Consider the following 22454-nt stretch of genomic DNA (forward strand, 5'->3'; position numbering starts at 1 on the left):
TACCCCGCGCGGTATGACGAACCGATCACGGGGCGCGGTCGTCGTCGGTCGTCAACGAGGCGCTTCGCGCCGCACGATCTCTCCGCTGAGCAGGAACGCGACGCTCCGCTCCGTCTCCGTCCAGGCCCTGGTGTCGAGTCCGACGGACTGCAGCAGGGCGCACTCGACGCGGTATCCGTGCTCCGTCAGGTCCCTGCCCACGAGTTCGGCCGCGTCGCGGGTCGCGGCGTGCGCGACGATGCGCTGCGGCCGGCGGTCGGCGACCGCGGAGACCACGGCCACTCCCCCGCCGCCGACCCGGACGACGTCCGGTTCGGGGAGGTTCTCCAGGATGTGCGGGGCGGTGCCGTGCACGGTCTGAAGCTGGACGCCGAAGTGCCGTGCGACGGCCTCGGTGCGGGCGCAGGCCTCCGGGTCGCGGTCGACGGCGATGACGGCGGCACCGCCGCGGGCGGCCTCGGTGGCGAAGGCGCCGCTGCCGCAGCCGATGTCCCACACGAGGTCGCCGGGGCGCGGTCCGAGGCGGGCGAGTTGGGCCGTGCGGAGCAGGTCCGTCTCGCCCTCGCCCAGGTCGCCGCCGTATGCCGCGGCGGGCAGTGACCAGCCGCGCGGTCCGGCGGCGGGGTCGCGGCCGGCGATCCAGCCGGTGCCGTCGCTCGCGGCGCCCGGACCGGCGCTGCCGCCGGCCACGATGACGACGTTCGGGTCGCGCCAGGTGTGGTCGGCGGCCTTGTCGGAGGTGACGACGGTGACCCGTTCGCGCGTGGTGCCGAGTTCCTCGCAGATGACGAAGGTGCGGTGGATGCCCTCCATCAGCAGGCCGAGTTCGGCGGGCCCGGCGCCGGGTGAGGTGAGAACCGCGACCTTGGTGTGGGCCCGGCACACGTTCACCGCGCGTCGCAGCGTACGGGGGTGGGCGACGACCACGTGGGCGTCGTCCCAGGGCATACCGGCGCGGGCGAAGGCGGCGGCCACGGAGGAGACCGCGGGGACGACCTCCACCTCCAGGCCGAACTCGGGGGCGCGCAGGGTGCGTACGACGCCGAAGAAGCCGGGGTCGCCGTCGGCGAGCACGACCGTCGTGCCGCGGTGGGCGGCGATGCGGCGGGCGGCGAGGGCGACGCTGCCGAGGCGGATGCGTTCGGCGGCGGGCGGTACCTCGGGAAGTGCCAGGTGGTGCGGGGCGCCTGCCACGAGGGTGGCGGCGCCCAGTGCGGAGCGTGCCGCGGCGGTCAGCGGCGAACCGTCCCAGCCGATCACCGTGACACGGTCGGCCATCGTCGTCAGTCTCCAGGGTTTTCGCAGGTCGTGGTCGCGGAACCGTTCGCAGGCGCGCCCCTTGAGGGTATCCGGTGCGACCTGGGTACGGGGTGGTGGCGCCGTCCGCCCCCGCGCATCAGTTCCAGTCCGTGAAGGTGGTGAAGCCGTCGCTGCCGGTCAGTGGCCCGATGCTGCCCTCGAGATCCTCGGGCAGCAGGCTCCAGACGATGAAATCGGTGCGTACGTCCGTCCAGACGCCGTCGTCGGTGCGTACGCGCGCTATGCAGGCGCCCCGCAGGACGCCCTCGCTGATGCAGCCGATCTTCTGGGCGACCTGCTGGGAGGCGGTGTTGTCGGCCGCCGTGCGCAGCTCGACGCGTTCGAACTTCTGGTCGCCGAAGAGCCACTGGGCGGTGGCGAGCGCCGCCTCGGAGGCGTATCCCTCGCCCCGGGCCCAGGGGGCGACTATGTACGAGAGTTCGGTGGACCGTACGTGCCAGTTGGTCTTGGTCAGCTGGACGACGCCGACCAGTCGCTGGGTGAGGAACTCGGTGACGGCGAGGTCGAGTCCCCGGCCGGCGGCGCGCTCGGCGGGGGCGTGGTCGCCGATCCAGGTGCCGGCGTCGGCCTCGGTGAAGGGCTGGGGGACGTGGGTCCAGGCGGCGACCTGCTCGTCGTTCATCATCGCGGCCAGCGCGGGGACGTCGTCCTCGTCGAGGGGGCGCAGCACCAACCGCTCCGTGCTGATGGAGATGTTGGGGAAGGTGCTCGTCATGCGCCGCTCCGTAATCTGGGTAACCGTCAGGGCCTGCTCGAACTGCCCAGCATGCAGCATGAAAGCACTCAACCACACCACCGGGTCCGCCCCGTGAGCACGGAGCGGACCCGGTGGGTGACGCGGAGTTCGGCTCAGAAGGAGGGCAGGACCGCGCCGGCGTACTTGTCCTCGATGAACTTCTTCACCTCGGGCGAGTTGAGGAGCTTCGCGAGCTTCTTGACGCGCGGGTCGTCCTCCTGGCCCTCCTTGACGGCGAGGAGGTTGCTGTTCGGGTTGTTCTCGGCGCTCTCCAGGACGAGGGCGTCCTTGGCGGGCTTGAGGTCGGCCTCGATGGCGTAGTTGCCGTTGACGACCGCCGCGTCCACGTCGTCCAGGGAGCGCGGGGTCTGGGCCGCCTCCAGCTCCTTGAACTCGAGCTTCTTCGGGTTCTCGGTGATGTCCGCGGGGGTCGCCGAGGTGCCGACGCCGTCCTTGAGGGTGATGATCTTGTTGGCCGCGAGCAGCTGGAGGGCGCGGCCCTCGTTGACGGTGTCGTTGGGGACGGCGACGGTCGCGCCGCTCTTCAGGTCGTCGGCCTTCTCCACCTTGTGGGAGTAGAGGCCGAGGGGCTCCAGGTGCACGTCGACGACGGACACGATGTGGGTGCCGTTCTTCTTGTTGAACTCGTCGAGGTACGGCTGGGTCTGGAAGTAGTTGGCCCCCACGGAGCCGTCCTCCGTCGCCGTGTTCGGCGTGACGTAGTCGGTGAACTCCTTGACCTCGAGGTCGAGCCCCGCGTCCTTCGCCAGGTTGTCCTTGACGTAGTTGAGGATCTCGGCGTGCGGGGTGGGGCTCGCGGCGACGACCAGCGGGCCGGAGGTGTCGGAGGCGGAGTCCTTGTCCGAGCCGCAGGCGGTCAGGCCGAGGGTGAGGGCTCCGGCGGCGAGGACGGCGGTGGTGATCTTGGCGGTGTTACGCACGAAAAGTGCCTTTCCTGAGGTGGTGCGGCCCCGCCTCGGGTGGTGCGGGGAGTCTGGGTCGGGGGTGGGCGGGCCTACGAGTGGGCCTACGCGACCTTGCCGATGTCGGCCGCCGCGGGCTCCTTGGCCCTGAGCAGCCGGAGCTTGGGCGTCGCGCCGCCGCGTCCGCCCCGGCGGTGCAGGGTGCGGGCCGCGAAGTCGCCGGCGAACTGGATGAGCGAGATGGCGACGGCGAGGAACGCGACGGTGATCCACATGAGGCCGGTGTCGAAGCGCTGGTAGCCGTAGCGGACGGCGAGGTCGCCCAGGCCGCCGCCGCCGACGGTGCCGGCCATGGCGGAGTAGCCGATGAGGGCGATGATCGTGGTGGTGGTGCTGGCGATCAGCGACGGAAGGGCTTCGGGGACCAGGACCTTGCGGACGATCGTCCAGGTGTTGCCGCCCATGGACTGGACGGCCTCGACGAGCCCTTGGTCGACCTCGCGCACGGCGGTCTCGACGAGCCGCGCGAAGAACGGGATGCCGCCGATGGCGAGCGGCACGATCGCGGCCTCGCTGCCGATGGTGGTGCCGGTGACCCAGCGGGTGAAGCTCATGAGCGCGACCATGAGGATGATGAACGGCATCGAGCGGCCGATGTTGACGATCTGGCCGATGACCTTGTTGACCACGACGTTCTGGAGCAGGCCGCCCCGGTCGCTGAGGACGAGGAGCACACCGAGCGGAAGCCCGGCCACCACGGCGATCAGGGTGGACCAGCCGACCATGATCAGGGTCTCCCAGGAGGCCTGTTCCAGCAGCGGCTGCGTCTCGGACCAGGTCACTTGGCACCTTCCTTCACCAGCACGGACGGCTCGTCCGGCGTCTCGTTCACGACGTCGATCTGCAGGCCCTGTTCGCGCAGGAAGCCGACGGGCACGACGTTGTCCTCGTAGCGGCCGGGCAGTTCGATCCGCATCCGGCCGACCTGGAGGCCGCCTACGGTGTCGATGGCGGCGCCGAGGATCGATATGTCGATGTTGTAGGTGCGCGAGAGCTGGGAGATGACGGGCTGGGTGGCGGCCTCGCCGTGGAAGGTGACGTCCAGGACGGTGCGGTCGTCCGCGGAGGCCTCACCGCCGACGGGGAAGAGCGCGGCGGCCAGTTCGGAGCCCGGGGTGGCGAGGAGTTCGCGGACCGTGCCGGACTCGACGACGCGGCCCCGTTCCATGAGGGCGGCCGAGTCGCAGACGCTCTTGACGACGTCCATCTCGTGGGTGATGAGCAGGACGGTCAGACCGAGCTGCCGGTTCAGGTCGCGCAGCAGTTGGAGGATGGAGCGGGTGGTCTCCGGGTCGAGGGCGCTGGTGGCCTCGTCGGAGAGCAGGACCTTGGGGTCGCCGGCCAGGGCGCGGGCGATGCCGACGCGCTGCTTCTGGCCGCCGGAGAGCTGGGCGGGGTAGGCCTTGGCCTTGTCGGCGAGGCCGACGAGGTCGAGCAGCTCCAGGGCCTTGCGGGAGCGCTCCTTGCCGGACCTGCCGAGGATCTCCAGCGGCAGTTCGACGTTGTCCTGCACGGTCCGGGAGGAGATCAGGTTGAAGTGCTGGAAGACCATGCCGATACGGCTGCGTGCCTGCCGCAGCTCCTTGCCGGCGCGGGGGCCGCGGCCGGCCAGCGCGGTGAGGTCCTGTCCGGCGACGGTGACCGTGCCGGCGGTGGGGCGCTCCAGGAGGTTGACGCAGCGGATGAGCGAGGACTTGCCGGCGCCGGACTGGCCGATGACGCCGTACACCTCGCCCTCGCGGACATGCAGGTCGACGCCGTCCAGGGCGGTGACCTCGCGGCCGCGTGAGCGATAGACCTTCGTGAGGCCCGATGTCGTGATCACGTGGGTTTCCGTCACTGTCGAGTGCGCGGCGCGGTGGTGGGCGCCGTGCACGGGGCGTTGTTCTTCGGGGTCTTGTGGCCCTGGGAACGCGGCACGGTTCTCGCGGTGGCGATGCGCGGTGGCGTTGGAAACCGGGGGAGAAACGTGTGCGCGGGGCGTGGCTCGGCCGGGTGCGCGGGGCGCGGCGGCGGACGAGAGCGGCTCTCGCTTCGGGGCGCGAGGCTCAGGTGGTGCGGGGGCCCTCTAGAAGGCGCACATTCGACACATACAACGAGCACCGGGCGTCATCGTCGCCTCGGTCGCAGGGGTGCGGTCGCTCGTCGTGCTCATGCGATCAGTAAAGCAGACGTACGGTCCTGACCGGTCACCGCTGTCCGGATGCTGGACAGCGGTGGACGCCGGCCGGTCCCGGGGTCGCGGATCAGCCCCGGACGGTGATCTCGACTCCGTCGTCGGTGACCAGTGCCGACAAGGCCGACAGGTCGGTGACCACCAGGTCGGCGTCGAGTTCGTCGGCCCGGTGGGTTGTGGCCAACGCCACGGTGGTCATGCCGGCGGCGCGGCCCGACTGGAGGCCCGCGGGGGCGTCCTCGAAGACGACGCAGGCCGCCGGGTCGACGCCCAGCGCGCGGGCGCCCAGCAGGTAGGGCTCGGGGTCGGGTTTGCCACGCGTGATGTCGTCGGCGGCGACGAGGGTCTTGGGGAGGATGCCGACGGCTTCGAGCCGGGCCTCGGCGAGGCGTCGCGTGGCCGAGGTGACCACGGCCCAGCGGTCGGCCGGCAGCGCGTCGAGGAACTCCCGGGTGCCGGGCAGCAGGTGCACGCCACCGTTCGGCACGTCCTCGACCTCCAGCTGTTCGATCCGCGCGACCGCCTGCGGCACCACGTCGGCGGGCAGCAGGTCGGCGGCTATCTCCGCGGCCGGCCGCCCGTGCAGCTCGACCCGCCCGAACTCCTCGGCCGTGATCCCGTACTCGACGGCCCACCGCGTCCAGCAGCGGCGCACGGATTCGAGGGAGGAGACGAGGGTCCCGTCGTTGTCGAACAGGAGTGCCTGCGCATGGATCTTCATACCCTCGACCCTACGGCGCCGCCGCACCACGACACCGGGGGACCGTGGCGCGACGGCGGAGGCGAGGCCAGAGGCAGGGGCCGAGGCCGGGGGGACCGGGCGCGGGTCGAGGCCGGTAGCCAGGGCCGGGAGCCAGGCTGAGGACCAGGCCGGGAGCCGAGGCCGTGAGCGACGCCAGAACCGGGAACCGGAGTCGAGACCGGGGCGAGGCCGTGAGCGACGCCGGAACCGGAGACCGGAGTCGAGGCCCGGGCGAGGCCGGGGACGGGGACCGGAGTCGAGACCGGGGTGAGGCCGGGAGCCGGAGCCATGAGCAACGCCGGGGACGGGCCCGAGGTCGAGGCCAAGGCCGGGGGCGAGGGCCGGGCCGGGCCGGGCCGGGCCGGGACGTGAGCAACGCCGGGGACCGGCCCGGGGTCGAGGTCGAGGCCGGGAACCAAGGCCGGGGTAAACGCCGGGGGCGGGGCCGGGACGTGAGCGACGCGGTGCCGGGGTCGACGCCGGAGCAGAGGGCCGGGGACAGAGGCCGGGCCGTGAGCGACGCCGGTGCCGGGGTCGACGCCGAGGCAGAGGACCAGGGACAGAGGCCGGGACGTGAGCGACGCCGGTGCCGAGGTCGACGCCGGAGCAGAGGGCCGGGGGGAGGTCGGGCTGGGGGCGGCGTCGGGCGGGGGGCGGGGGTGGGGTCGGGGGCGGCGGGGCTTTTGGGGCGTAATAGGGTCGCTGCCATGCTTGACGTCCTGACGCTGGTGACCGGTGTCGCCGCGCTGCTGCTCGCCGCCTGGTGCGGCTGGGCGGCCTACCGTGACCAGCCGACGAAGGACTGGCACTTCATCGGCATGGCCGCGGTCTCGCTGCTGGCGCTGATCCAGCTGGTGGTCGGGATCGTGCAGCTGGCGCGGGGCGAGGAACCGGACCAGGGCACGACGATCTTCGTGGCGTATCTGCTGGGCGCCTTCGCCTGCGTGCCCGCGGCGGGGTTCATGTCGCTGGCCGAGCGCACCCGCTGGGGCTCGGTGACGGTCGCCGCGGGCGGTGTCGTCCTCGCCGTCCTCGAGGTGCGGCTCTATGACATCTGGGGAGGCTGACATGGTGACCGCGCAGGAGAAGCCGGCCCGCAAGCGGCTGATCAGCGGGCCCGGGATCCTGCTGGTATGGCTGTACGGCGTGATGGTCGTCGGCGCCGTGTCGCGCTCCGCGTACCAGATCGCGACCGAGTTCGACCGGGCGCCGCTCGCCTACACGCTGTCGGCGCTCGCGGGCGTCGTCTACGGATTCATCACGTACACCCTCGTGCGCGGCGGCGAAACGGCCCGCAGGGCGGCGCTGGTGTGCTGCGCCGCCGAGCTGGTGGGCGTCCTGACGGTGGGCACCTGGACGCTGGTGGAGCCGTCCGCCTTCCCCGACGCGACCGTGTGGTCGGACTTCGGGATGGGGTACCTCTTCATTCCCGTGCTGCTGCCGCTGTCGGCCCTGTACTGGCTGCGCCGGGCCCGCACCGCGTAGCGGTTGCCGGACCCGGCGGCACTCGCACTCAGGCCGTGGTGGCGTACGCCTCCGCCGGCTTCTCCAGGACGATCATGGGTACGCCGTCCGTGCCCTCGGCCGTCCCCACCGTCTCGTAGCCCACGCGCCGGTACAGCCGCAGATTGCTCTCGCTGCGGTGTCCGGTGTGCAGCCGGAAGCGCTTGGCGCCGCGCTCCTCGACCAGGGTGGACTCGGCGGCCCGCAGCAGCCGGGCCCCGATGCCGTGCCCCTGGAGGCGGGGGTGGACACACAGCTTGCCGATGGACGCCGCCCCGTCCTCGGTCACCCGCCCGCGTACCGAGCCGACGACCTCGTCGCCGAGCCGCGCCACGAAGACACAGTCGGCGGCGACCTCCTCGCGCACGGAGTCCAGGCTCTGTACGAGCGGGTCGATGCGGTAGTTGCCGTACAGCGCCGCCTCGCTCTGGAAGCAGAGGTACTGCAACCGGAAGATCTGCTCGGCATCCTGTTCGGTCGCCGCCGAGATGGTCACGCTCATGCCCATGTGCGCATGCCTCCCGCTCACCTGATCACCTGTGGTCCCCCACTCCTATCCCCGTCCTCAGCGGGCCGCAACCTCCGGCGTCAGCATTCGCCGCAGACATCCCAGACATCGGGAACGTTCCGGGCCAAGACTGCCCTGTGAGATACCCAACTCCCCCGCGATCTCCCGGTATGTGAGGTCCTGCGGGGACAACAGGGCCTCCATCAGCCGGGGGCAGCGGCCCGGCAGCCGGCGCACGGCGTCGCGCAGGGCGCGGTGCCGGGCCGCGGTGAGCGCGAGCTGCTCGGGCTGGTGCTCGGCGGCGCCGGCGGGTTCGGGGCCGTACGGCCGCTCGTTGCGGACCCTGCGGCGGGTGCGGCGGGCCTCGGTGCGGACGGCGCTGCGCAGCCAGCGGTGCGGGTCGCGGGGCGGGCCGTCGGCCTCCAGGCGTTCCAGCAGGCGCAGCCAGACCGCCTGTTCGAGGTCGCCCGGCTCGGCGCCGGACGCATATGCCTCGGCGGAGGCCTCGGCGGTGAGCAGGGGGCGCAGGGAGGTGAGCAGGTCGTGCGTCATATGCACGTCGACGCGGCCGCCCGGGCGGCGGGTTGCCCGGGCGGCCGAAGCTCACCCCAACCGGGGGTGTCCGCTCAGCTGTTGACGAAGTCCTCGCGGGCCAGGACGCCCGTGTCCGGGTTGTCGGTGAAGACGCCGTCGATGCCGGTGGCGAAGTAGGTCCGGAACGCGCCGAAGGCGTCCCCGTAGGCGTCGGGGTCGCCGCCCTTGCGGAACTCGGCGGGCAGGAAGGGGTTCTCGTTGCGCATGGTGTACGGGTGCAGGATCAGGCCCGCGCGGTGCGCGTCGCGGACGAGCGTGGTCGGTTCGGTGAGCCGGCCGGCGGAGTCCTTGGGGATGATCAGGTCCAGGGTCGGGCCGATGCCCTGCGCGTAGGAGGCGATCTCCTTCAGGCCCTTGGGCGTGACGAGGTCGGCCGTGGTGCGCGGGTCGCCGGTCTCGACGAAGTCCCAGGGGCGGCTGTCCGCGCCGGAGAGCAGGACGGCGAGGGGGTTGCCGACCAGCTTGTCCATCCGCTGGATGCTGGTGGGCTCGAAGGACTGAATGATGACGGGCGAGTTCTTCCGGTCCTTGCCGTACTTGCGCAGCAGGCGCGCCAGCCGCTCCTCCGTGCCGAGGCCCAGCTTGCGGAAGTAGGTGGGGTGCTTGAGCTCCGGGTAGATCCAGACCTGCTTGCCGCGCCTGCGGGTCTGCTCGTTCTGCCAGCGCAGCACCTCTTCGAAGGTGGGGATCTCCCAGCGGCCGTCGTAGAGGGTGTTGTGCGGGCGGTTGGCCGGGATGCGCTCGGCGGCACGGAGCGTCTTGAGCTCGGCGAGCGTGAAGTCCTCGGTGAACCAGCCGGTGGTGGAGACGCCGTCCAGCAGCTTCGTGCGCCTGCGGTCGGCGAACTCGGGGTGGTCGGCGACGTCCGTGGTGCCGCCGATCTCCGGCTCGTGCCGGCACACGAGGTGACCGTCCCTGGTCGGGACGAGGTCACCGGCCTCGACGATGTCGGCGCCCAGGTCGAGGGCCAGCTCGTAGGAGCCGAAGGTGTGCTCGGGGCGGTAGCCGCTGGCCCCGCGGTGGCCGATGACGGTGGGGACGGGGAGGCTCTTCACGCCGCCGCCGTGCCGGGCGTCCCGCCCCGTGTCGGCGGCTCTCGCCGTGCCCGACAGGCCCAGTACGGTCCCGCCCGCGCCGAGCACCGCCGCGCCCAGGAGCGCCCGCCGTCCGGTGCCGCCCGCCCGCTCGTCCGACTCCTGCGTTCCCATGGGGTCCTCCTGCCGTCGACCGTCAGTGCGGGCTGATCGTAGGGGCGCGTACATGACGAGCGGGAGACCGCGGCCGGAACACGCGGGTGCGTGGAGATGTCGTACCGGACCGGATGCCTGACACGCCGTCGGCTTGGCGGCGGCGGAGCGGGGTACGCGAATGCCACAAGGGTCGGTGGCGCTGCTCGGTCGGCGCGCCTCGCGCGGTCCGTGCCGAGCCCGTGCTTCGATCCGGGCCGGGTACGCCACCCCTGGAACCCGGGACACCGGTTCCGGAGGGAGCGACCTGCCTCACATCCCGTGAGGGCGTTACGGCCGGGCAACGTCACGGCACCGCAGGTGAACACGCGTCAACACCGTGTAAGACCCGGGTGACCCGAGGTGCGTGACCCCCCGGGCCGCGAGTAATGTCCTCACCTGCACAGACTCATACCGCATCCCCGACACCGGAGGACCCGTTGTCCCGCTTCGTGTTCATCAGGGCAGTGCTCGGCCCGATCATGCGCCTGATGTTCCGCACTCGGGTGGAGGGTGTGCAGAACATCCCGGGCGACGGTCCGGTGATCCTGGCCGGCAACCACCTCACCTTCATCGACTCGGTGATCATGCCGCTGACCTGCGACCGGCAGGTCTTCTTCATCGGCAAGGACGAGTACGTCACCGGCAAGGGCCTCAAGGGGCGGCTGATGGCCTGGTTCTTCACCGGGGTCGGCATGGTCCCGGTCGACCGCGACGGCGGCCGGGGCGGGGTCGCGGCGCTGATGACGGGGCGCCGCATCCTGGACGAGGGCAGGGTCTTCGGCATCTATCCGGAGGGCACCCGTTCCCCCGACGGCCGCCTCTACCGGGGCCGCACCGGCATCGCCCGGCTCACCCTGATGACGGGCGCCCCGGTCGTCCCGTTCGCCGTCATCGGCACCGACAAGCTCCAGCCGGGCGGCGCGGGTCTGCCCCGGCCGGGCAGGGTCACGGTCCGCTTCGGCGAGGCGATGGAATTCTCCCGCTACGAGGGCATGGACCGCGACCGCTACGTGCTGCGGGCGGTGACCGACTCGGTGATGACCGAGGTCATGCGGCTGTCCGGCCAGGAGTACGTGGACATGTACGCGAGCAAGGCGAAGGCCGCGGCGTAGTTCCGCGGAACCTGTGCACGTGAACGGCGGGTCGCCCGGTGGGCGGCCCGCCGTCCGCGTTCCGGCGCGGTGCCGCCAGGGGGTGTTCCACCCGCTACGGGTGTTCCAACGGGTGTTCCAGCCCGTCCTCCAGCCGCTGGCCCCGCAGCAGGAACCAGGAGGCCGCGGCGGCGGCCAGGAGGACGGCGGCGCCGACGCCCGCCGCGAGGGTCAGGCCGTCGACGAAGGCCTGACGGGCGGAGTCCAGCAGGGTCTCGGCCGTACGGGGCGGGAGCCCGGCCGCGGCCTCCACCGCGCCGCCGAGCGACTCGTGCGCCGCGGCCGGGGTGCCCGCGGGGCCGGTGAAGTCACGGTAGACACCGGTCACGATCGAGCCGAGCACCGCGATGCCGAGGGCGGCGCCGAGTTCGTACGCCGTCTCGGAGACGGCGGAGGCGGCGCCCGCCTGCTCCCCGGGCACGCTGGAGAGGATCACGTCGGCGGTGACGGTGAACGCGAAGCCCGCGCCGAGGCCGACGACCAGCAGGGCCACGCCGAGCAGCGGGTACGGGGTGTGCCGGCCGATGACGGTCAGCGCGGCGAGCGCGAGGCCGACGGCGGCGAGTCCTCCGGAGACCACGGCACGGACCGAGAAGCGCCGGGCCGCGCGTCCGGCGATCAGACCGGCCGCCACCGCGCCGACGGCGGCGGGCAGTTCGGCCAGCCCCGCCTCGAAGGGCCGCCTTCCCTGGACGAGTTGCAGGTACTGGGAGAGGAAGAACACCAGCCCCGACAGGCCCAGGATGGTCAGCAGGTCGGCCAGGACCGCGCCGCTGAAGCCGCGGTTGCGGAACAGCCGCATGTCGAGCAGCGGGACCGGCATCGTGAGCTGCCGGCGCACGAAACCGTAGAGTGCGGCGGCGCCCAGCAGGCCCGCGGCGAGCGTGGCCCACGCGAACCCGTGGGCGGCGGCCTCCTTGACGGCGTACACGACGCCGACCATGCCGACCAGGGAGAGGGTGACGCTGAGCAGGTCCCAGGGGCCCGGGTCCGGGTTGCGGGACTCGGGCAGCAGCTTGACGCCGACGACGACCAGGACGGCCATCACGGGCAGGTTGATCAGGAAGACGGAGCCCCACCAGAAGTGCTCCAGCAGGAACCCGCCGACGACCGGACCGACCGCGGCGCCGGCGGAGGCCGCCGCGCCCCAGATGCCGACGGCGAGGCTGCGTTCGCGCGGGTCGTGGAAGAGGTTGCGGATCAGGGCGAGGGTGGCGGGCATGAGGGTGGCGCCCGCGACGCCGAGCAGGGCCCGGGCGAGGATCATCAGCTCGGGCGTGTGCGCGTAGGCGTTGAGGACGGATATCGCGCCGAACGCCGTGGCGCCGACGAGCAGGATCCGCTTGCGGCCGATGCGGTCACCGAGGCTGCCCATGGAGACGAGCAGGCCGGCGATGACGAAGGAGTAGACGTCGCCGATCCAGAGCAGCTGGGTGCCGGAGGGGGCGAGGTCCTCGCTGATGTAGGGGGTCGCGAGACCGAGCACGGTCGCGTCGACGGCCACCAGCAGCACGGCCAGCACGAGGACGGACAGCGCGAGCCAGCGGCCGGGGCGCTTCACCGCCTCGGTCGGCTGGGCCGGCTGCAGGGTGCGGGTCATGGTCCCTCTCTTCGCAGTGCGCCGCCGAGCAGCAGCTCGACGATCATGTGGGTCAGGTCGTTGCGGGCCACGCGGCCCTCGGTCACCGCCCAGGCGCCGGAGGCCAGCAGGCCGTAGAGCGCCTCGGTGAGCCAGGCGGGGGTGAGGTCGATGCGGAACTCGCCGCTCTCCTGGCCGCGCCGGAAGACGGCGGCCATCCGGGCGTCGATGCGGGCCCAGCCCTCGTTCTGCTCCTCGCCCTCGAACAGCTGGTTCTCGGTGTAGAGGAAGGCGAGCAGACCGGCGGCGGGCTCGATCTCGCGCACGAGCCGGCGCACCGCGTCGGCCGCCGGTCCGTCGTCGAGACGGGCCGCGTCGAGGGCGGCCTCGCACTCGGAGATACCGAGCGACTCCAGCGCCCGCACGAGGGCGTCGCGTCCGGCGAAGTGCCGGTGCAGCGTGGCGCGGCTCAGTCCGGCGGCCCTGGCGACCTCGTCCATGGTCGCGGTGGCCCTGCGGGTCAGCAGGGCGGCGGCGCTGCGCAGTACGTGGTCACGGTCGACAGCCATGAGACGACCATAAACCACATGAGACAACTTTGTCTCATCCTGGGCATGCGTGACTCAGGCATCACGTGAGTCGGCGCTTGCTGGAACGTGCAGGAATCAGTGCCAGGGCAGCTGCCCGCGGCGGGCCCAGTAGGCGTTCGGCTCCTCGACGAGGGCGCCGAGTCGCGCCACCTGGCCATCGTCGAGGTCGACGACGGCGGCGTGCAGGTTCGAGCCGAGCTGGTTGACGGTCGCGGCGCCGGACAGGACGACACCGGCCCAGGGCTGTCGCAGGATCAGCGCGAGGGCGACCGCGTCGCAGCTCAGGGACGTCTCCTCGGCGACGGCTCCGAGGACGTCGGGCGCCTGCGGCCCCGCCAGTCGGCCGTTGGCCATGCCCTCCTTGACGATCACGGTGAGCCCGGCCTCGTGCGCCTCGGCCAGCGCGGGTCCGGCGGAGGTCTCCAGCGCGTTGTACGTCGACTGGACGGTGCGGAAGAGGGGCTCGCCCTCCACGGTCACGGCGAGCGCGGCACGGATGGCGTCGGCCTGGGCGGGGCCGCTGGTGGAGAAGCCGACGGTGCTGCCCTGCGCGGCGGCCTCGGCCAGCCTGGCGTGCAGGTCCTTGTCGGTGAGGGCCGGGCTGTCCGGGGTGAGCGAGTGGATCTGGTACAGGTCGAGCCGGTCGCCCAGCAGGGCGTCGGTCTCGCCACGCTGGCGTTCGTACGTCGCGACGCCGTGGTCCTTGACCTCGTGCCGCTCGGCCTCGGTGGACCAGTCGGCGGTGTAGGTGTAGCCCCACTTGCTGCCGACGACCACGTCGTCGGCGTCGGGGCGGTCCCGGAGCCAGCCGGCCAGGAACTCCTCGGAGCGCCCGTAGGAGCGGGCCGCGTCGACGTAGCGGACGCCCTGCGCGTAGGCGGCGTCGAGGAGGTCGTGCGTGCGGGTGCGCAGCGCTTCCACACTGCGGTCCTGCCCGAGGTCCGTGTCCCGGCCGAGGTTGATGTAGCCGGGGCGCCCGACGGCGGCGAGACCGAGGCCGATGTGGCAGGTCGGGGTCGTTGCTGTGGCCAGTCGGGCGAAGGGCATCGCGGGCTCCGTTCGGTCGGCTCCGGTGAGGCTTTCGACCAACGTAACCCGCGACACCCCGCGGCTCGCCCCGGGGGACGGATCCGGTCCCGTCGCAAGGCCTCGCGTCAGCCCCGCTTCTTGGCCGTCGCCCAGGCGTGCTGGGCCGCCACGTCCGCCTTGACCTCGGCGAGCTGGACGGCGACCGCGCTGGGCGCCGTACCCCCGCGGCCGTCGCGGGAGGCGAGGGCGCCGGGGACGTCGAGGACGGTGCGCACCTCGGGGGTGAGGTGGGCGGAGATCTTGGCGAACTGCTCGTCGGTCAGCTCGTCCAGCTCCTTGCCGTCCGCCTCGGCCACCTTCACGCACTCGCCGGCCACCTCGTGCGCGACGCGGAACGGCACGCCCTGCCTGACCAGCCACTCGGCGATGTCGGTGGCGAGCGAGAACCCGGCCGGGGCGAGCTCCTCCATCCGCTCGCGGTGCACGGTGAGGGTGGCCATCATGCCGGTGAAGGCGGGGAGCAGGATCTCCAGCTGGTCGATGGAGTCGAAGACCGGCTCCTTGTCCTCCTGGAGGTCGCGGTTGTACGCGAGCGGGAGGGCCTTGAGGGTGGCCATCAGGCCGGTGAGGTTGCCGATGAGGCGCCCGGACTTGCCGCGGGCCAGCTCGGCGATGTCGGGGTTCTTCTTCTGCGGCATGATCGACGAGCCGGTGGAGAAGGCGTCGTGGAGGGTTACGAAGGAGAACTCCTTCGTGTTCCAGATGATGATCTCCTCGGCGATCCGCGAGACGTTCACCCCGATCATCGCGGTGATGAAGGCGAACTCGGCGACGAAGTCGCGGGAGGCGGTCCCGTCGATGGAGTTGCCGGCGCTGCCGCGCTCGAAGCCGAGGTCCCTGGCGACCGCCTCCGGGTCCAGGCCGAGGCTGCTGCCCGCGAGCGCTCCCGAGCCGTACGGGGAGACGGCCGTGCGCTCGTCCCACTGGCGCAGCCGCTCCGCGTCCCGGCCCAGCGCCTGGACGTGGGCGAGGACGTGGTGGGCGAAGAGCACCGGCTGGGCGTGCTGGAGGTGGGTGCGGCCGGGCATCGCCACGTCCGGGTGGGCCTCGGCGAGGCCGGTCAGCGCGTCCTGGAGGTCGGCGATCAGGCCGCCGACGGTGCGGGCGTGGTCGCGCAGGTACATGCGGAAGAGGGTGGCCACCTGGTCGTTGCGGGAGCGGCCGGCGCGCAGCTTGCCGCCGAGGTCGGGGCCGAGCCGTTCCAGCAGCCCGCGCTCCAGGGCGGTGTGGACGTCCTCGTCGGCGATGGTGCCGGTGAAGGAGCCGTCGGCGACATCCGCCTCGAGCCGGTCGAGCCCCGCGATCATCCGGGTCAGCTCGTCCTCGGTGAGCAGGCCCGCCGCGTGCAGCACGCGCGCGTGGGCACGCGATCCGGCGATGTCGTAGGGCGCGAGCCGCCAGTCGAAGTGGACGGACGCGGACAGCTTCGCCAGGGCCTCGGCGGGACCGTCGGCGAAACGGCCGCCCCAGAGCCGGACGTCACCGCTGTTGCTGCTCACTTGGGTCGCTCCTCAGCCGTTGATGTGCCACCGCCCTCCGCGCGCCCGCCCGTGGCGTGTACGCGAGTGGCATGCATGAGTATGCAGAGTACTGCATGATTCGTCAATCCGGCCCGTGGGGCCGAGGGTGCCTGAACGCGGGAACCCACCCTTCCGTATCTCCCTCGCCGGGCGCAGGCGCCGTGGCCGCCCCGTGGAACGCCGGCCGGGACGGCCACGGCTCCGGGTTTCGTCCGGATGGCGGGACCACCGGAAATTTTTCGGACAGACGGACGACCCGCACTCATAATCGTTAGACATGGGAAAGACTTATGAGCGCATAGACGGCAGACTCCGCACCTTCATCGAGGCGCAGCCCCTCTTCTTCACCGCCACCGCTCCCCTGGCCGGCGACGGCACGGTCAACCTCTCCCCCAAGGGCCTCACGGGCTGCTTCGCGGTGCTCGACGAACTCACCGTGGCCTACCTCGACTTCGCCGGTTCCAACGCCGAGACCGTCGCCCACCTGCGGGAGAACGGTCGGATCACCCTGATGTGGTGCGCCTTCCAGGGCCCGCCGAACATCGTGCGGGTGCACGGCCGGGGCGAGCCGGTCTTCCGCGACGACCCCCGCTTCCCGGAGTTGCTCACCCACTTCCCGGACATCGACACCACCGCACACGGGCTGCGCGCGATCATCGTGGTGAGCGCCGAACTCATCCGCGACACCTGCGGCTACGCCGTCCCCTTCATGGCGTACGAGAGCGACCGCGACCTGCACGGCAAGCGGTTCGCGCGTGAGGACGACGCCTCGCTCAGCGCGTACTTCACCAAGAAGGAGCACATCGCCTCGAGCATTGACGGCCTCCCCGGGCTGCCGTTGCCGCTGCCTCCTTCTACCGTCTGAGCCATGCGCCCAGGTGTCGTCGCCGTCCTCGTCTCCGCGTCCCTCCTCGTGCTCGGTGCCGCACCCGGCGGCGGTCCCGCCCCCCGGCCGCTGCCGGAGCGGATGGCGGACACCGGGGGCGGCGGTCAGCTGATCACCGCCGTCGCGCCGGACACCGGCTCGACGACGGGCACCGTCACCTGGTGGGACCGCGGGGGCGGGAGCGGGGACCGGTGGGTGAGGGCCGGTTCCGCGCCCGCCCGCTTCGGGTCCGGCGGACTCACCGCCGGGACGACGCGCGTCCAGGGCACCAACACCACCCCGACCGGGCTGTACGACCTGCCGTACGCCTTCGGCATCGAGGCCGCGCCGCGCGGGACGGCGTACCGGTACCGCCCGGTCCGCCAGGACTCCTGGTGGTGTCAGGACAACGCCTCGCCCTCCTACAACCGCTGGACCGAACCGCGCCCCGCCGACTGCCGCGCCACCGAGGCCGAACACCTGATCACCTACCCGGCGCAGTACGCGCACGCCCTGGTCGTCGGCTTCAACTACGACCGTCCGGTGCGCGGGCGCGGCGCGGGCATCTTCCTGCACGTCAACGGGCGCGGGGCGACGGCCGGATGCGTGTCGGTGCCTCAGGAGGCGATGCGGCGGATCCTGCGGTGGGCGAAGCCGAAGCAGCGGCCGCACCTCGCGATCGGCACCTCTGACGGGGCCACGGCGATCACCCGCTACTGAACACGGACAGCGGTACCGGCAGGGGCTGAACGCTGGACCGGCGCGGCGCGTATCTGTGGGCCAAGGGTCAAGTCCCACGGAGGAACCGTGACCACCACGCTCGCCGGCGGCCGTGCCGCCCGCCGTCAGACGATGCGGCGCATCCGTCCGCGCCGCTCCCCCGCCGTCCCCCTGCTGCTCGCCGTGTGGGCGGGCGCGGCGGGCGTGTTGTGGCTGTGGTGGCGCAACACGCCCGCCATTTCCGACGACACCGGCAAGATCCTGGGCGCGGGCCGGATCACCGGTCTGCTCGCCGGGTACCTGATGGCGCTGGTGGTGCTCCAGATGGCCCGGGTGCCCGCGCTGGAGCGGCGCGTCGGGTCCGACCGGGTCGCCCGCTGGCACGCCATGACCGGCCGATACACCCTCTGCCTCGTCCTCGCGCACGTCTTCCTGATCATGTGGGGCTACGCGGCACAGGCCGGCAAGGGCCTCGGCGACGTCGTCGCGCAGACGGTCGACTCCGTGAACCAACTGCCCGACATGGGCAAGGCGGCCATCGGCACCGGCCTGCTGGTGCTGATCGGGCTGCTCTCCATCGGCCCGGTGCGCCGCCTGATCCCGTACGACTTCTGGTACCACGTGCATCTGCTCACGTACGTGGCGGTGTTCCTGACCTTCTGGCACCAGCTGACCACCGGCAACGACTTCGCCGTCGAGCCGGTCGCCAAGACCGTCTGGTACGTGCTGTACGGCTCGGTGACCGCGCTCGTGCTCTGGTACCGCGTCCTGACCCCGCTGCGGCTGAACCTGCGGCACCGGATGCGGGTCGAGGCGGTGATCGAGGAGACGCCCGGGATCGTGTCGGTGCTGATCGGCGGGCGCCGGCTGCACCGGATGGGCGCGCAGGCCGGGCAGTTCTTCCGCTGGCGGTTCCTGGCGCCGGGGATGCGGTTCAGCTCCCACCCGTACTCGCTGTCGGCGGCGCCGCGTCCGGACATGCTGCGGATCACCGTGAAGGCGATCGGCGACCACAGCACCCGGCTGCGCGAACTCACCCCCGGCACCCGGGTCTGGGCGGAGGGCCCGTACGGCGCGCTGACCGCCCAGCGCCGCAGCCGCGGCAAGGTGCTGCTGGTGGCGGGCGGGGTGGGGATCACGCCGATGCGGGCGCTGTTCGAGACGCTGCCCGGCGCCTCCGGCGACATCACGCTGCTCTACCGGGCCAACAGCACCCAGGACCTGGCGCTGTGGGACGAGCTGGCCGGAATCGCGGACGAGCGCGGGGCCCGGCTGATGTACGCGGTCAACAGCCCGGACGGGGAACGCCCGGACATCTCCGCGGAGTCCCTGGCCCGGAAGATCCCGGACGTCGAGCGCCACGACGTCTTCCTGTGCGGACCGCCCGGCTTCGCCCAGTCGGTGTACGAGGCACTGCGCGGCGCGGGGGTCCCCGCCCGCCGTATCCACCACGAGTCGTTCGAGATGTGAGCGACGGACATCAGGAGTCCAGGACAGATGAGGAAAAGCCACCCCGTTCGGCGTGCCGTGCTCGCCGGCGCCGCGACCGTGTCCGGGATCGTGCTGCTGCTGTCGCTGAAGCCGGCGTCCGACCCGGGCTCCGCCTCGGCGGCGGGCGGCGCGGCTCCGCCCGTGGCCGCGCAGTCGCCGCAGGGCGGCCGGGGCGCGGGGGCCGGCACCGTCACGGGTGACGCGGCCAGTACCCAGTACGGCCCCGTGCAGGTCCGGCTCACGGTCAACGGCGGGAAGATCACCAAGGCCGAGGCCGTGCAGGCGCCCAAGGGCGGGCAGAGCGACCAGGTCACCGCCGACGCCGTACCCAAACTCAACCGGGCCGCGATCGCCGCGGGCAACGCCGACATCGACGCCGTCTCCGGCGCCACCTACACCAGCGCCGGGTACGTCAAGTCCCTCCAGTCGGCACTCGACAAGGCGGCCGCGGCCGGATCAGCCGAACAGGGATCGGGCGATGCCGGCGAGGGTTCGGGCGAGGAGGGCTCGGGCGGGAGCGCCCAGGGCACGCAGGTCCTGACCGGCGAAGCCGCGCAGACCCAGTACGGGCCCGTGCAGGTCCGTGTCACCGTCACCGGCGGGAAGATCACCGCCGCCGAGACCCTCCAGGCGCCCAAGGGCGGCCGGAGCGACCAGGTCACCGCCGACGCCGTACCCGAACTCGAACAGGCCGCGATCGCCGCGGGCAACGCCGACATCGACGCGGTATCCGGCGCCACCTACACCAGCGCCGGATACCAGCAGTCCCTCCAGTCGGCACTGGACCGGGCCGGTGGCTGACACCGTGGCCGAGTCCGCACAGACTCCCGCCGCGGTGCGTCACGTGGAGGAGACGATGGGGACCGTCTTCTCCTTCGACGTCCGCGGCGGGGAACCCACGGCCGTACGCGCGGCGCTGGACGAGGCGGTCGCCGGGCTGCACCGGGCCGACGAGGTGTTCAGCACGTACCGGGACGGCAGTCAGATTTCCCGGCTGGCACGCGGGGAGCTGACCGTCGGCGCGTGCGTGCCCGAGGTCGCCGAGGTGCTGGAGCTGGCGGCCGAGGCGGAGCGGGTGAGCGAGGGCTGGTTCAGCACGCGGTACCAGGGCCGGCTCGATCCGACCGGGATCGTCAAGGGCTGGGCGGTGGAGCGTGCCGCGCGGCGGATCGCGGCGGCGGGTGCGAGCGGCGTCAGTGTCAACGGCGGCGGGGACGTGCAGTTGCTGGGGACGCCGGGGGCTGCGCGGCCGTGGCGGGTCGGCGTGTCGGACCCGCTGCGTCCGGGCGGGCTTGCGGCGGTCGTCTCCGCGGCGGGGGCGGCCGAGCTGGCCGTGGCGACGTCCGGTTCGGCCGAGCGCGGCGCCCATGTCGTCGACCCGCGCACCGGCCGCTCGGCGGTGACCGACCTGCTCGCCGTGACGGTGGTGGCGCCTCGGCTGACCTGGGCGGACTGCTGGGCGACGGCGGCGTTCGCGATGGGGGCGCGGGAGGGGCTGCGGTGGCTGGAGTCGTTGGACGGGGTGGAGGCGCTGCTGGTTACCGCGGGGGACGAGGTGCGGTGCACGGGGGGTTTGGCGGGGTGGCTGGGGTGAGCGGGGCTCGACGGTGGCCGGTGCTGTAGCTGAGGTACCGGCATTGCACTCGCCCGCGTTCGCGGGGTGCCGCTCTCTTTGGGACGGGAGCCGCCCCAGCCGCACGACTGCCCGCCCCAGCCGCACGACTGCCCGCAGCTGCGGCGGGGGCCCGCAGATAAGCGCGGGGGCTGCTGTGCTCTGCCTCGCCGCAACCCCCAGGGGCGCGGGGCTGTGCCGATGTGCGGCTCCGCCGCGTGGGCGCGATCAGCCACGACGCACCCGCAGCCGGCAGACCGGCTCACCGCCCCAGAGTATTCAGTGGCCGTTCTGAGCCAGTCGCAGCAGATGGTTCGCCAGCGCCTGCCCGCCCGTGGGCTCCCGGCTGATCAGCATCAGCGTGTCGTCGCCCGCGATCGTCCCCAGGATGTCGTGCAGCTCCGCCTGGTCGATCGCCGAGGCGAGGAACTGCGCCGCCCCCGGCGGGGTCCGCAGGACCACGAGGTTCGCGGACGCCTCCGCGGAGATCAGCAGCTCCGCGGAGAGCCGCCGCATCCGCTCCTCCTTCGCCGACTCCCCGAGCGGCGCCCGCGGGGTGCGGAAGCCGCCCTCGCTGGGCACCGCGTAGATGAGGTCGCCGTCGCTGTTGCGGATCTTCACCGCGTTCAGCTCGTCCAGGTCCCGGGAGAGCGTCGCCTGGGTGACGGTCAGCCCGTCGTCGGCGAGCAGCTTCGCCAGCTGGCTCTGCGAGCGCACCGCCTGCCGGTTGAGGATGTCCACGATCCGCCGGTGGCGTGCGGTGCGGGTCTGCGGCAGGGCGGGCCCTGCCGTCTGCTCGTGCTCCTGCGCGTGGCTCATCGTCGTCTCATTCTCCGGATCGTCCGTCCCCGTGGGCCGCGTCGGCGACCTGGTCAAGGATGCCGGGCAGCGCCCCGAGGAACGTCTCCACCACGTCGTCGCCGAGGTTCAGCGCGGGCATCAGCCGTACGACATCGGGTGCGGGCGCGTTCACCAGGATTCCGGCGTCCTGAGCCGCCTGTTGCACCTGGGGTGCGAGCGGCTCGGTGAGCACGATACCCAGGAGCAGGCCCGCGCCCCGGACGTGGCCGATCAGCGGGTGGCCGAGCGCCTCGACTCCGCCGCGGATCTTCTCGCTCTGCCGCTTGACGTTGTCCAGCAGTCCCTCGTCCGCGATGGTGTCGAGGACGGCGAGTCCCGCGGCGCAGGCGACCGGGTTGCCGCCGAAGGTCGTGCCGTGCTGGCCCGGCCGGAGGAGATCGGCGGCGCGTCCGAAGGCGACCGTCGCACCCAGCGGCAGTCCGCCGCCGAGTCCCTTGGCGAGGGTGACGACGTCCGGCAGGACGCCCTCGTGGGCCTGGTACTCGAACCAGTGCCCGGTCCGGCCGACGCCGGTCTGCACCTCGTCCAGGACGAGCAGCGCGCCCGTGGCGGCGGTGATGGCCCGGGCCGCCTTCAGATAGCCGGGAGGCGGGACGACCACACCGTTCTCGCCCTGGATCGGCTCGATGATCACCAGCGCCGTCTCCTCGGTGACCGCCGCGGCCAGCGCCTGCGGGTCGCCGTACGGTACGTGGGTGACGTCGCCGGGCAGCGGCAGGAACGGCTCCTGCTTGCCGGGCTGGCCGGTCAGCGCCAGGGCGCCCATGGTGCGGCCGTGGAAGCCGCCGTGGGTGGCGACCATGTGCGGCCGCCCGGTGAGCCGGCCGATCTTGAAGGCGCCCTCGTTGGCCTCGGCGCCGGAGTTGCAGAAGTAGACCCTGCCGTCGCGGCCGAAGTGCTGGAGCAGCCGTTCGGCGAGGGCGACGGGCGGCTCGGCGATGAAGAGGTTGGAGACGTGGCCGAGGGAGGCGATCTGCCGGCTCACCGCCTCGACCACCGCCGGATGGGCGTGGCCGAGGGCGTTGACCGCGATGCCGCCGACGAAGTCGAGGTACTCCTCGCCGTCGGCGTCCCAGAGCCGGGCGCCCTCGCCGCGCACCAGGGGCAGGCGCGGTGTGCCGTAGTTGTTCATCAGCGTGTCCTGCCACCGCTCGGTCAGCTCCGCGTTGCTCACGGCTCCCCCGT

The 22454-nt window shown here is 72.5% G+C and carries 23 protein-coding genes; 8 read left to right on the forward strand and 15 right to left on the reverse strand.

Annotation, left to right across the window (positions count from 1 at the left end; translation table 11 throughout):
- Positions 1–51: 51 nt before the first annotated feature.
- The 6 genes from cbiE to ACGH7X_RS07775 all read right to left on the reverse strand — a co-directional run bounded on the left by cbiE (position 52) and on the right by ACGH7X_RS07775 (position 5936).
- Positions 52–1278 carry a precorrin-6y C5,15-methyltransferase (decarboxylating) subunit CbiE gene (gene cbiE, locus ACGH7X_RS07750; protein WP_399882926.1) on the reverse strand — a complete coding sequence of 409 codons (1227 nt, stop codon included), beginning with the start codon at positions 1276–1278 and terminating at the stop codon, positions 52–54.
- A gap of 118 nt (positions 1279–1396) precedes the next feature.
- The gene (locus ACGH7X_RS07755; RefSeq protein ID WP_399882928.1) at positions 1397–2035 is read right to left on the reverse strand and encodes a GNAT family N-acetyltransferase; all 639 of its coding nucleotides are present in this window, start codon (positions 2033–2035) and stop codon (positions 1397–1399) included.
- A gap of 134 nt (positions 2036–2169) precedes the next feature.
- The gene (locus ACGH7X_RS07760) at positions 2170–2997 is read right to left on the reverse strand and encodes a MetQ/NlpA family ABC transporter substrate-binding protein (protein ID WP_399882930.1); all 828 of its coding nucleotides are present in this window, start codon (positions 2995–2997) and stop codon (positions 2170–2172) included.
- Positions 2998–3083: 86 nt separating this feature from the next.
- Positions 3084–3821 carry a methionine ABC transporter permease gene (locus ACGH7X_RS07765; RefSeq protein ID WP_399882932.1) on the reverse strand — a complete coding sequence of 246 codons (738 nt, stop codon included), beginning with the start codon at positions 3819–3821 and terminating at the stop codon, positions 3084–3086.
- Entirely contained in the window at positions 3818–4864 is a 1047-nt protein-coding gene (locus ACGH7X_RS07770; protein ID WP_399882934.1) for a methionine ABC transporter ATP-binding protein, read from the reverse strand. The genes ACGH7X_RS07765 and ACGH7X_RS07770 overlap by 4 nt, the downstream gene beginning before the upstream one ends.
- 421 nt (positions 4865–5285) lie before the next feature.
- Entirely contained in the window at positions 5286–5936 is a 651-nt protein-coding gene (locus ACGH7X_RS07775; protein WP_399882936.1) for an HAD family hydrolase, read from the reverse strand.
- A 728-nt stretch (positions 5937–6664) separates the two neighbouring features.
- Here ACGH7X_RS07775 and ACGH7X_RS07780 point away from each other — a divergent pair.
- Both ACGH7X_RS07780 and ACGH7X_RS07785 read left to right on the forward strand, forming a co-directional pair.
- Entirely contained in the window at positions 6665–7024 is a 360-nt protein-coding gene (locus ACGH7X_RS07780; protein WP_399882938.1) for a hypothetical protein, read from the forward strand.
- A gap of 1 nt (position 7025) precedes the next feature.
- A complete protein-coding gene (locus ACGH7X_RS07785) occupies positions 7026–7442 on the forward strand; it encodes a hypothetical protein (protein WP_399882940.1) in 417 nt (138 codons plus the stop codon).
- A gap of 28 nt (positions 7443–7470) precedes the next feature.
- Here ACGH7X_RS07785 and ACGH7X_RS07790 read toward each other — a convergent pair whose 3' ends face one another.
- From ACGH7X_RS07790 to ACGH7X_RS07800, 3 genes are all read right to left on the reverse strand, one after another.
- Positions 7471–7968, reverse strand: a complete 498-nt coding sequence (locus tag ACGH7X_RS07790) for a GNAT family N-acetyltransferase (RefSeq protein WP_399896834.1) — start codon at positions 7966–7968, stop codon at positions 7471–7473.
- A 57-nt stretch (positions 7969–8025) separates the two neighbouring features.
- The gene (locus ACGH7X_RS07795) at positions 8026–8520 is read right to left on the reverse strand and encodes a sigma-70 family RNA polymerase sigma factor (RefSeq protein WP_399882942.1); all 495 of its coding nucleotides are present in this window, start codon (positions 8518–8520) and stop codon (positions 8026–8028) included.
- 74 nt (positions 8521–8594) lie between these two features.
- The gene (locus tag ACGH7X_RS07800; protein ID WP_399882944.1) at positions 8595–9770 is read right to left on the reverse strand and encodes a glycerophosphodiester phosphodiesterase; all 1176 of its coding nucleotides are present in this window, start codon (positions 9768–9770) and stop codon (positions 8595–8597) included.
- A gap of 458 nt (positions 9771–10228) precedes the next feature.
- On the opposite strand from ACGH7X_RS07800, the gene ACGH7X_RS07805 reads away from it, so the two are divergent.
- On the forward strand, positions 10229–10903 hold the full coding sequence (locus tag ACGH7X_RS07805; protein WP_399882946.1) for a lysophospholipid acyltransferase family protein: 675 nt from the start codon (positions 10229–10231) through the stop codon (positions 10901–10903).
- Between the two features lie 94 nt (positions 10904–10997).
- On the opposite strand, the gene ACGH7X_RS07810 is transcribed toward ACGH7X_RS07805, so the two are convergent.
- The 4 genes from ACGH7X_RS07810 to argH form a co-directional block, all read right to left on the reverse strand.
- Positions 10998–12542 carry an MFS transporter gene (locus ACGH7X_RS07810; protein WP_399882948.1) on the reverse strand — a complete coding sequence of 515 codons (1545 nt, stop codon included), beginning with the start codon at positions 12540–12542 and terminating at the stop codon, positions 10998–11000.
- Positions 12539–13090: a TetR/AcrR family transcriptional regulator gene (locus ACGH7X_RS07815; protein WP_399882950.1), complete on the reverse strand. Its 552-nt coding sequence runs from the start codon at positions 13088–13090 to the stop codon at positions 12539–12541. Before ACGH7X_RS07815 ends, ACGH7X_RS07810 begins: the two co-directional genes overlap by 4 nt.
- Before the next feature lie 96 nt (positions 13091–13186).
- Positions 13187–14158 carry an aldo/keto reductase gene (locus tag ACGH7X_RS07820; protein ID WP_399882952.1) on the reverse strand — a complete coding sequence of 324 codons (972 nt, stop codon included), beginning with the start codon at positions 14156–14158 and terminating at the stop codon, positions 13187–13189.
- A 107-nt stretch (positions 14159–14265) separates the two neighbouring features.
- Positions 14266–15699 (reverse strand): argininosuccinate lyase, encoded by a 1434-nt coding sequence (argH, locus tag ACGH7X_RS07825; RefSeq protein ID WP_399882954.1) that lies wholly within the window; start codon positions 15697–15699, stop codon positions 14266–14268.
- 298 nt (positions 15700–15997) lie between these two features.
- Between argH and ACGH7X_RS07830 the strand changes: the two genes are divergently transcribed.
- The 5 genes from ACGH7X_RS07830 (at position 15998) to ACGH7X_RS07850 (ending at position 20390) form a co-directional block, all read left to right on the forward strand.
- Positions 15998–16585 (forward strand): pyridoxamine 5'-phosphate oxidase family protein, encoded by a 588-nt coding sequence (locus ACGH7X_RS07830; RefSeq protein WP_399882956.1) that lies wholly within the window; start codon positions 15998–16000, stop codon positions 16583–16585.
- Between the two features lie 3 nt (positions 16586–16588).
- The gene (locus ACGH7X_RS07835; protein WP_399882958.1) at positions 16589–17305 is read left to right on the forward strand and encodes a L,D-transpeptidase; all 717 of its coding nucleotides are present in this window, start codon (positions 16589–16591) and stop codon (positions 17303–17305) included.
- An 87-nt stretch (positions 17306–17392) separates the two neighbouring features.
- Positions 17393–18775 (forward strand): ferric reductase-like transmembrane domain-containing protein, encoded by a 1383-nt coding sequence (locus ACGH7X_RS07840; RefSeq protein WP_399882960.1) that lies wholly within the window; start codon positions 17393–17395, stop codon positions 18773–18775.
- Between the two features lie 27 nt (positions 18776–18802).
- Positions 18803–19597 (forward strand): FMN-binding protein, encoded by a 795-nt coding sequence (locus ACGH7X_RS07845; RefSeq protein WP_399882962.1) that lies wholly within the window; start codon positions 18803–18805, stop codon positions 19595–19597.
- A 55-nt stretch (positions 19598–19652) separates the two neighbouring features.
- The gene (locus ACGH7X_RS07850; protein WP_399896837.1) at positions 19653–20390 is read left to right on the forward strand and encodes an FAD:protein FMN transferase; all 738 of its coding nucleotides are present in this window, start codon (positions 19653–19655) and stop codon (positions 20388–20390) included.
- 297 nt (positions 20391–20687) lie between these two features.
- Here the strand turns inward: ACGH7X_RS07850 and ACGH7X_RS07855 are convergent, their stop codons facing one another.
- Both ACGH7X_RS07855 and ACGH7X_RS07860 read right to left on the reverse strand, forming a co-directional pair.
- The gene (locus ACGH7X_RS07855) at positions 20688–21227 is read right to left on the reverse strand and encodes an arginine repressor (RefSeq protein ID WP_399882964.1); all 540 of its coding nucleotides are present in this window, start codon (positions 21225–21227) and stop codon (positions 20688–20690) included.
- Between the two features lie 7 nt (positions 21228–21234).
- Positions 21235–22443, reverse strand: a complete 1209-nt coding sequence (locus tag ACGH7X_RS07860; RefSeq protein WP_399896840.1) for an acetylornithine transaminase — start codon at positions 22441–22443, stop codon at positions 21235–21237.
- Between the last annotated feature and the right edge of the window lie 11 nt (positions 22444–22454).

The sequence above is a fragment of the Streptomyces sp. BBFR51 genome (genome assembly GCF_044591655.1).
Lineage (GTDB): Bacteria > Actinomycetota > Actinomycetes > Streptomycetales > Streptomycetaceae > Streptomyces.